The 8,350-nt window shown below is 57.2% G+C and carries 9 protein-coding genes and 2 tRNA genes; 5 read left to right on the top strand and 6 right to left on the bottom strand.

The genetic code is table 11. The annotated features are described in order from the left end of the window. Positions 1-91 precede the first annotated feature (91 nt). Positions 92-430: a DUF6788 family protein gene (locus tag GRX01_RS17995; protein WP_159671029.1), complete on the top strand. Its 339-nt coding sequence runs from the start codon at positions 92-94 to the stop codon at positions 428-430. A 114-nt stretch (positions 431-544) separates the two neighbouring features. Next, positions 545-994, top strand: coding sequence for a winged helix-turn-helix domain-containing protein (locus tag GRX01_RS17990; RefSeq protein ID WP_159671026.1), 450 nt, complete (start codon positions 545-547; stop codon positions 992-994). A gap of 222 nt (positions 995-1,216) precedes the next feature. Here GRX01_RS17990 and GRX01_RS17985 read toward each other — a convergent pair whose 3' ends face one another. Next, entirely contained in the window at positions 1,217-1,690 is a 474-nt protein-coding gene (locus GRX01_RS17985) for an ArsR family transcriptional regulator (protein WP_159671023.1), read from the bottom strand. Positions 1,691-2,173: 483 nt separating this feature from the next. Between GRX01_RS17985 and GRX01_RS17980 the strand changes: the two genes are divergently transcribed. The 3 genes from GRX01_RS17980 (at position 2,174) to GRX01_RS17970 (ending at position 4,677) form a co-directional block, all read left to right on the top strand. Next, complete coding sequence (locus GRX01_RS17980) at positions 2,174-3,055, top strand: hypothetical protein (protein WP_159671020.1); 882 nt, start codon at positions 2,174-2,176, stop codon at positions 3,053-3,055. A 373-nt stretch (positions 3,056-3,428) separates the two neighbouring features. Next, on the top strand, positions 3,429-4,295 hold the full coding sequence (locus GRX01_RS17975) for a ParA family protein (protein ID WP_159671017.1): 867 nt from the start codon (positions 3,429-3,431) through the stop codon (positions 4,293-4,295). Then, complete coding sequence (locus GRX01_RS17970; RefSeq protein ID WP_159671014.1) at positions 4,288-4,677, top strand: hypothetical protein; 390 nt, start codon at positions 4,288-4,290, stop codon at positions 4,675-4,677. The genes GRX01_RS17975 and GRX01_RS17970 overlap by 8 nt, the downstream gene beginning before the upstream one ends. Positions 4,678-4,744: 67 nt before the next feature. On the opposite strand, the gene GRX01_RS17965 is transcribed toward GRX01_RS17970, so the two are convergent. The 5 genes from GRX01_RS17965 to GRX01_RS17945 form a co-directional block, all read right to left on the bottom strand. Beyond that, the gene (locus GRX01_RS17965) at positions 4,745-5,695 is read right to left on the bottom strand and encodes a MarR family transcriptional regulator (protein ID WP_321168195.1); all 951 of its coding nucleotides are present in this window, start codon (positions 5,693-5,695) and stop codon (positions 4,745-4,747) included. Between the two features lie 160 nt (positions 5,696-5,855). Next, a complete protein-coding gene (locus tag GRX01_RS17960) occupies positions 5,856-6,194 on the bottom strand; it encodes a hypothetical protein (RefSeq protein ID WP_159671011.1) in 339 nt (112 codons plus the stop codon). Positions 6,195-6,209: 15 nt separating this feature from the next. Then, positions 6,210-6,282, bottom strand: a tRNA-Gly gene (locus GRX01_RS17955). 27 nt (positions 6,283-6,309) lie between these two features. After that, positions 6,310-7,839: a TROVE domain-containing protein gene (locus GRX01_RS17950; protein ID WP_159671008.1), complete on the bottom strand. Its 1,530-nt coding sequence runs from the start codon at positions 7,837-7,839 to the stop codon at positions 6,310-6,312. A 113-nt stretch (positions 7,840-7,952) separates the two neighbouring features. Beyond that, positions 7,953-8,027: transfer RNA gene (locus GRX01_RS17945), tRNA-Arg, on the bottom strand. Between the last annotated feature and the right edge of the window lie 323 nt (positions 8,028-8,350).

Genomic DNA, 8,350 nt, shown 5'->3' with positions numbered 1-8,350 from the left:
TCGTTGATGATTGCTCGGGAAATGCCGGAGGGTAGTTCTCAAATCTTACCAAACATTTATTCTCCTATAGTTTGTATTGTTAGGTAAGAAGATGCCAACCCGACCCCCAGCTCCCGATTCACTGCCGCAGTACCTCGCCGAGGGCATCCCGAAGCAAGACGACGCGGACTTACGTGCCCTCCAGGACTGGATTGACGACCTCCTCGAGTACCGCCAGGATGTCGCTGCCGAGGACATCGACGCCGGCGAGGGAAAATCGATCGAAGCCGTCGAGGAATCGAGCGGGGGGACCGTGGTGATCAAGAAGGTCAGCTGTGGCAAGGACAACTGCAAGTGTCAGTCCGGCGCACTGCATGGTCCCTACAAATACATCGTCCGTCGACAGGGCGACAGTCTCGACTGGGAGTACAAGGGGCCGGTCACGGAGTGATCGTCTCCTTCTGACTCGGTCTATACCAATTCGGTGCTCGCCAAAGTAGTTAACATTCAGGCAGTCATAGCTCCGCGTGAATCAACGGTCGGCCTATGATTACGAACGCCTACTATGCCATCTGATCCCTCGAACTCGGATACGCCACGGACGATCTCCGATCTGGACAGCACCGTTGAAACTCAGCGCCAGCGTCTCAACACTGTCACCCAGGAGACCCGCTTCGTTTTGATTCAGAACATTCTGTCCCATCCGAAGCAGTTGCCCTCACTCAAGGAACTCAACTATGTGAACCCCAGTAAGAGCCAGAGTACGATCCGCGAGCATCTCGAGATCTTGATTGAGGAAGGTATCGTCGAGGAACGGGTGCTTCCCGACGACCGTCGACAACGTGATCTTCCCTGGCGCTTCTACGGGTTGACCGAGGAGGGACGAGCGTTGCTATCGGAGGCGGGCCTCTTGCGAGCTGAAGCGACGTTGCAGGATATGTATACGCGGCTGGACACCACGCCCGAGATCGATAAGTATGCACAAGCGGTACGTCCGGGACACGCAACCGAGTAAGCCGAGAAACGAGTCAGACGCTGAGCTTGACTACAGTGCTCTCCCTGTTCGTTTCGTCCTACGACGACGATCTGGTAACGAACGCCCTCGGTTCTACTCGTTTGAAGGCTTCTCTTCAGTCAATTCGTCTGTACAGCTTTCCCTATAGATAATCCTATATTGGGACCTATAGGGTATCAGTTAGGAATTCTACCCCCGATAGCGCGTTATATTGGCGACAGGTTATCGACCCGTACCGACGTCGACGCCGTCGAGATCTGGTTCGTCAAACTCGAGTGCCGCCGCAACAACCGGCGGCAGGTCCGGACGTGGCGCCGCTTCGTGACGCTGGATCTTCTCCGTTTTCCGGGTGTTCTCATAGAGGGCTCGAGCAACTGGGACCCCTCGTAGGTATTTGTAGCTGTGAAGGATCTCCACACCACGCTCTGTGAACCCATAGAACTGCGCTGGGAGTTCCCGGTTTTCCTTGTTCGACTCCGAGGTGTACCGTGCGATGATATCCGCCTCGCGTAACGTGTCGAGGTGGTCCTTGATTGTCGCACGATTTTTCCCCGTCATATACTCGAGCTCCGCGAGAGATATGAGGTGGGCGGGGTGGCCGAGGATCTCTTGGACGATGAGTTGCCGGGTATCCTGCGAGAGAAGCTCAAATAGCCGCTGTTGCTCTCCGAAGGGATCCGTGCCCCCGGTGTCCATATTTGAGCAAACGTGGAATCAGCATAAGAAATCTCGGTCTGTAACGGGACGATCTACGGCCGCCTGCGTTCTACTCATTCAATGTCCGACCTGCGACGACAGTATCAAGCTCACGAGTCTCGCTTTCGGTCCAGTCGGTCCTCGATGTCCTCCCGGGCTTCAGTTTCAGCTTGTTCGTGGAGACGCTGCAGGTGCTCTTCACGGACGACGAGTCGGGCACCGTAACGGAGCGCTTCCGACCGTGATCCGAACATACCGTCCTCAACGAGTCTGTCGAGACGGGAAACGAGTTCCAGTGGGAGAGAGACTGGAATAGACTGTCGGTCTTTGCTCACGTCGCTACCTACTCTACACGATTGTATAACTTCGTTCACGATTGAACTGACTGTTATGACCGGCATCGGATTACGAGTGGGTAAGCTACGGTCGACAAACCCGGGTACTCAAGCGGATGGATACGAGATTCCTACGTAGAATCGTACAATGACCGATGATCTGCCGGTGTTGCAATTACATCATCCCACCGACAATCGGTTTGCGCTCCGATTCATCAGTGATGATAGGAAAGCCCGATCTGAGAAGGCGGCTCAGCTGGCCGAACAGTCCGATATCGAGATAGCGACCACCGATGAATCGATCGGCGGCGAGACTATCTACCTCCTGTACACACGGACATTATTCGATGCGGCGTATCCGGAGTTCCAGACCGAAGAGGCGGTCATCGAATGGTTTGACACGGAGTTTTCCGCGGATGACAAGCAAATTCTCTTTGCGGTTATCGACATCTTCGATGGAATCCTCTCTGAGAAGGAAGAACAGGGGGCGAGTTTAGCCACGTACAAGAAAATGGATTTGGAGAAGATCCCGGAGGTACTGAACCGCGTCGAGTGGCGACAATTAGTACCCGATGTCGGTGCAGAACTCCTTTCGGGCTTCATTCTCGCCCATCCGATGCCCAACACAAATCATCGAACGGGGATCGGACTTCTTGACCGATACCTCACTTCATACGAGGCGGATTTCACGATGCCAGATACCGGAGAAGAAGGCCGGTGGTATCAGTGGGCGCGGGAGTTCATCTATGATTCAAAACAGGTCCTTACCCTTCGAAATCAGCTTCCGTTGTTGAGATGGGCACGAGAGTACGGATACGAACACGCCGAGCGGAAGGAGGGGATTCGGATTGATCTCACCGAGGTCGACGTGGAGCGCGACGATTACCGGAACTATTACGCGCAGCGACATCTCTCCCGTTCCCGCAGGTTCGTCGAGACCGTTCTGACGGAGGCTGATGCTACTCACTTACTCAATAAACGGGATGATGGGAAGCGGGCGTTCGTGGATCGGCTGCGAGGAGGGGAGTAACTAGTCGGGGAGGTTGGCGAGCTTCCGGCCGACTTCATACGAATCCTTGCTGAGCTGGGATCGCTCCCCCGTTTGCTCTTCGAGGACCCGCTTGAACTCCTTGAAATCCATTCTCGCCTATGTCTAGGTCGCTCCGGCTTATTAATATGGTGGAGCAAGTAGTTCCACAGTTGCTGTAGGAACAGATGGCCGTGACAGGAAGAGCTGGATACGCGGCATCTTCTTGATCGAAGTTATGATACAGACTTCTGATTTTTTGTTCTCTCATTGAGGTGGACTGGTCTATGGGTCACCCTATAGCCGGAATACGGTGTGTGTCTGACGTAGTTTTAAGCCTACAGCTTTCGCTATAGGAGATACTATAGGTGCTATAATGAGTGAGACATTACGCGCCGCCGCGTTCCTCGACAAAGGCGGCACCGGAAAGACGACGACTGTTGCCCACCTCGGCGTCGCCCTCGAGGAACTTGGTCACGAGGTCTTACTTATTGACCTCGCTGGAAAGCAGGGCGATCTCGCTAAACATTTCGGCGTCTGGGGCGATTACCAGGCGCGGATCGAGGCCGACGAGGCGTGGCCGAACATCAGCACAGTCTTCGACGACGCGTGGGGAACAATTGCCGAAAAGCTCGGCGACGACACTCTGGCTGATCTCGTCGTACCCACCGACGAAGGTCCGGATCTCATCCCGGCCCATCCCGGCCTCGACACCCTCGACGCCGAACTCGGGAATATCGACGATGCCCGCGAGCGCTACAGTCGTCTCGAACAGTTCCTCGACGAGTACGTCGACCCGCTTGGCTATGATGTCGTCCTGGTCGACCTCCCGGGGATGACGAACAACGTCGCATATAACGGACTGTGGGCTGCCCGCCACGTCATCACGCCCGTCGAGATGGGACCGTTCGAGGCCGAGCAGGCTGATGCCCTCCGTCGCGACCTCGGGAAGATTGCCGACAATTTCGCCGTCGACATCGAGCTCGCGCTCGTACTTCCGAACAAGGTCGATACTCGAACGAATCTCGCCGAGGAGTACTTGAACGCGTTTGAGTCGGAGTATCCGGACGCTATCGCGCCCGACTACGTCCCGTATTCACAAGACATTCGGAACGCAGCAGACCGCGGCCAGACTGCGTTTGCGCTCGAAGAGCCGTCGACGACAGCACGCCGGGCCCGTGAGGCGTATCTCGCTGCCGCTGAAACGCTTGTCGAACGGCTTGGAGGTGAACACTATGGCTGAAGACGATGACGATCTCGCGGCCCTTCGCGAACAGACGTCCCACGGTGACCGAATCGAAGAGGCGGCTGCCGAAGACGCAAAGCGCGATCTCGTCGAGGACATCCTCGATGAGTTGGAGGCTATCGACGCTGGCGACAAACAGAAGACCATCAGCGTATGGGATGGACATCTCGCGGCGTTTATTCGCGCACTTGAAGAGAATCCTGACCGCTTGGAGGAAGTCGGCCACGCGCTTCAGCGCCAGCTAGACATCGAGGAGGGTGACGTTGACCGGAGTGAAATCCTCCGCCTTGCCCTCCGCCTTGGATTCCAGGAAGCCGCTCCCGAGGAGTTCGAAGCGGTTCGCGAAGCGGCCCGGAAACAGGCGACAAAAGGTCTGTAGATTCTGCTATAGTTTTAACAATAGCTATTCCTATAGGATAGTTCCAGCTTTCCCACTAAGATGGTCACTAAGCCACTCTGTATTGCTCTTTGAGTGCTTCGTACTCCGTTCGACGCGGCAAATGAACTCCATCTTCCGCTGCTGGCTCGTCTTCACCAGCTAAGTACCGATACATATCTGAGATAGTATCCGCTAACCCGTACCACGTTGCGACGTCGATAAGTTCCTGTTGGGCGATCGCTTCTGCCTCGATCAGTAGGAGGGAGTAACTCACTCGTCGCGATCCGCTGTCAAGGACAAGGGTATGGCAGACGATTTCGGCCGGCGTCAGCGTCTCTTCTGGAGCATACCAGAACGCAGGTTCTCCGGCGAGGAAGAACTGTAATCCGAACTGCTCGAACCGGCCCAGGCCGGTTACCTCCCACTCTTCGGCCGCGTAGAGTGACTCTGTATCCTGCCGTTCCTGGACACGAATGAGCGCTCGGTCAGGGTCGCACCATTCGACTGTGGTGCTGGGAGCGAGGTTTCGAGCGCGATTCTGGTGATCGTGAACCACGACTGCCTGGATGAATTCCAATAGCGGTTGAATGCTATCGCTGAGCGCGTACTCCGGACCAGCTGGAGATAACATCGCTCTGTTCTTCAGCGGCGATAACGCTTTGTGGACGCTTTGGCGAGAAATTCCCAACCGGTCCGCAATCGATGTGATACGGCGTGGTTCATTGAGGTACCAACAGACGCGCATCGTCGCAGGAGTGAGTAGCTCCGACCAATCGACGTGACTGAACTCCGCTGTCAGCATCCGATATTGCTCGATCACAGGGTGCTCTGTGATCTGGACCACTCGCTGATTGTGATGTCGGCGCGTTTCACGGAGGAGCGCAGCGTCGATCAGCTCGTCGAGGAGGTGGTAGATGTGGTTGCGTGTATATTCTGTGTCTGTTGCGAGCTCTTCAGGAGTCGCTTCACGACCTGTGATGAGTGCGTCGACTATCGCGAGTCCGCCCTTCGAGAGCACTATGAAAAAATATTCACTGTACACTTATAAATGATACCAGATATTAGTTTACAAAATTGAGCCATAATTGGCCATTAGGTATACCTATATTGATTCCTATAGATTGTCGCATTCCCTACTAAACACAGGCTAGAAGTTGAGGAGGGCTATGCCGACGGATTCATTCGGCCCACTGGACTGACTCCAGGCCGGAGACCTCGGCAAGTCGGTCGCTGATCTCTTCATCGGTCATCGTCGCCGTCCAGTGAAGCGTGATCTCGATAGTGATGACAGTGGCCGAAAGATTCGGATCGATACTGTGAAGCTTGTCAATCGTAACCGAATTCACGTCTTTCACCCGTGAGAGGCGCTCCTCGGCATCGGTGACGAGATCACCGTCTGCGCCGCAGGGGATTCGAATCGTCACGACAGCAGTTGTCGTCGCAGCTGAGTCGTTGGTACTGGTTACAGCCATTCTATCATCTCCGTAGAGGAGCACCTCACGGGCTGATTGGTCCACGAGCTGTGCTCCGAGTGCGCGAGGGGCGATTCGAACGCCCGCCTCGGCCGTGGCACGACCGCGTGTTTCCGAACTCCACCACTCGCGCATCCTCAAAGAAAAGATACAGACAGGGCTAGGTCGGCTCGAACGCCTCGATCTCATCGATGATCTGCTTGGGGTTCTCGGCGTGGTCGATGAACGAGAGGACGTTCTCCGACCATCCCGAGATGTTGTAGACGTTCTCGTAGCCTTCTGGCGTCACCAGATCGCCGTAGGCCGCGAGATCGACGAGATACAGCGCGGTGTCCGCAGACACCTCGTCCCGATACGCATCGAACGCGTCCTTGACCGTCTGGGAATCGCGGGCCGTGAACGGCGTGTTGTCCCAGATCTGCATATCGGTGAAGATGACGATGCGTTCGACGGGCTCACCTCGTTCGCGGAGGTAATCGATTGTCTTCCAGCCGTTCGTCGAGTTCCCGACGTCCTCGTCAATCGCCAACACCGCCGCCTGGCGCTGCAGTACTGGCGTGTCGACGTGCATCGGAACGGTCTGGAAGTCGTCGCCGAACCCGCCGACTTGGGCACCTTGGTCGGCCAGGATCGCACCGAACAACGCACCGATCTCCTTCAGTCGGAGCGTGCTGTTCGCGGACAGCGGATGATCCATCGATCCCGACAGGTCGACCGCGACAAAGGTATCGCCGAATCCGCCAGGCACCGTCTCGACTGCGACATCGATTGCGTCTTCGAGCCACTGCTCGACCGTCGGTGCTTGGACATCGGCGTCTTGCAGCGCGGTGTAGGCCTGGTAGTACCGGAACGGGTACAGCGGCGCGTGCCGGACGGCCTCCAGGTCGAGGTGATCCACGATGGTGTCCTCCGGAACGCCGGCTTCGAGCATGTTCCGGAGGTTCCGGATCGACGCGAAGATGGGCAGCGTGTACTCGTCGTCCTCGATGAGCAGTTCCCAGGCGTCTTGGGTGTTGCCGCGCTCGGAGATGACTGTCTCCCACGTGTTCGGCGCCGGCACCGGATCGACGTCGGGATAGTCGTCGAGGCCGCCGCGCATGAACCGCTCGAAGAGCACTTCCTGCTCGGCGTCGACGGGCGTGGGGTGAACGCGGTTGAAGACGTCGTGCAGCGTTACCTCGCGCCGCGACAGGTCGTACTTGCCCAGCGTGTAGGCGTCGGCCATCTCCACCAGCGCGTCCTCGATGCCGCGTCGAAGCGGCCACGGCGCAGTCCCGCCGAACAGCTGATCGTGGACCGCAAGCGCGGTGGCTGTCTCGTCCATCCGCTGGATGATCGCCGGCGCCCATTCGCGGATGAGCGACTCGGGGGAGTCGTCCTTGAATCGGTCGTCGTTGGCTGCCAGTACGAGTAGCACTTGTGGGATGTCCCGCAAGTAGAGCTCCTGGCGCGCATAGGCCGCGAGCTTCAGGACGAACTCCGGGTTGTCGTTTGCGGCGGCATCGAACTGGTGAACGACAGCAGCCAACTGCTCGTCATCGGACTCGTAGAACGAGCCCTCCAGCAGCTGATTGATCGTGCGCTTGTACAATGCGAGCCGAGGGTCGGCAGGCTCGAACGCTTCTCCACCTTCGTAGTTGGTGGTCCGCGTTGCCTCCGCGACCGTTTGCTTTGGCGTATTGAATTCCATCCTATCACCCGGAGCCGCAACAGGCGACTCCGATCGCAGCTGCCCACACGATCTGTGAGCAGCAAGTATCGGGAGAGAAACTTCCCGAACCAGCCTCGTTTCGCTCGGCTGGACGTTCCCGGCACGATTCGAACATGCGACACCCGGCTTCGAAGGTCGGTGCTCTGTCCTGACTGAGCTACGGGAACATGAGTGGCCGGACAATTCCTGGAGCGAATGACGGGATTCGAACCCGTAGCGTGCCATCGATGTAGCGCTCCAGATCGACGGCCACTGTCGATACGGCGACCGGAAAACTGTCGGAGCGGAACCGGTGTCGAGCGTCCTCTCGTACGCTCTTTGTCCGGGATGTTCTCGATGGACGGGGCCACCGACAGGATTTGAACCTGCGAGTTCCTGGCGAAGCAACGCTCCGACTTGACGGTCGCCACGTGCGGCCGGACAACCGGTGGTGCGACGGGCTATGACTCCCGTTGGTGTGCTTTGCGGGCGAAGAAACGTACCACCTCGA

It is taken from the genome of Halobaculum saliterrae, assembly GCF_009831625.1.
In the GTDB taxonomy this organism is placed as follows: domain Archaea; phylum Halobacteriota; class Halobacteria; order Halobacteriales; family Haloferacaceae; genus Halobaculum; species Halobaculum saliterrae.
This window is presented reverse-complemented; position numbering and strand designations above follow the sequence as displayed.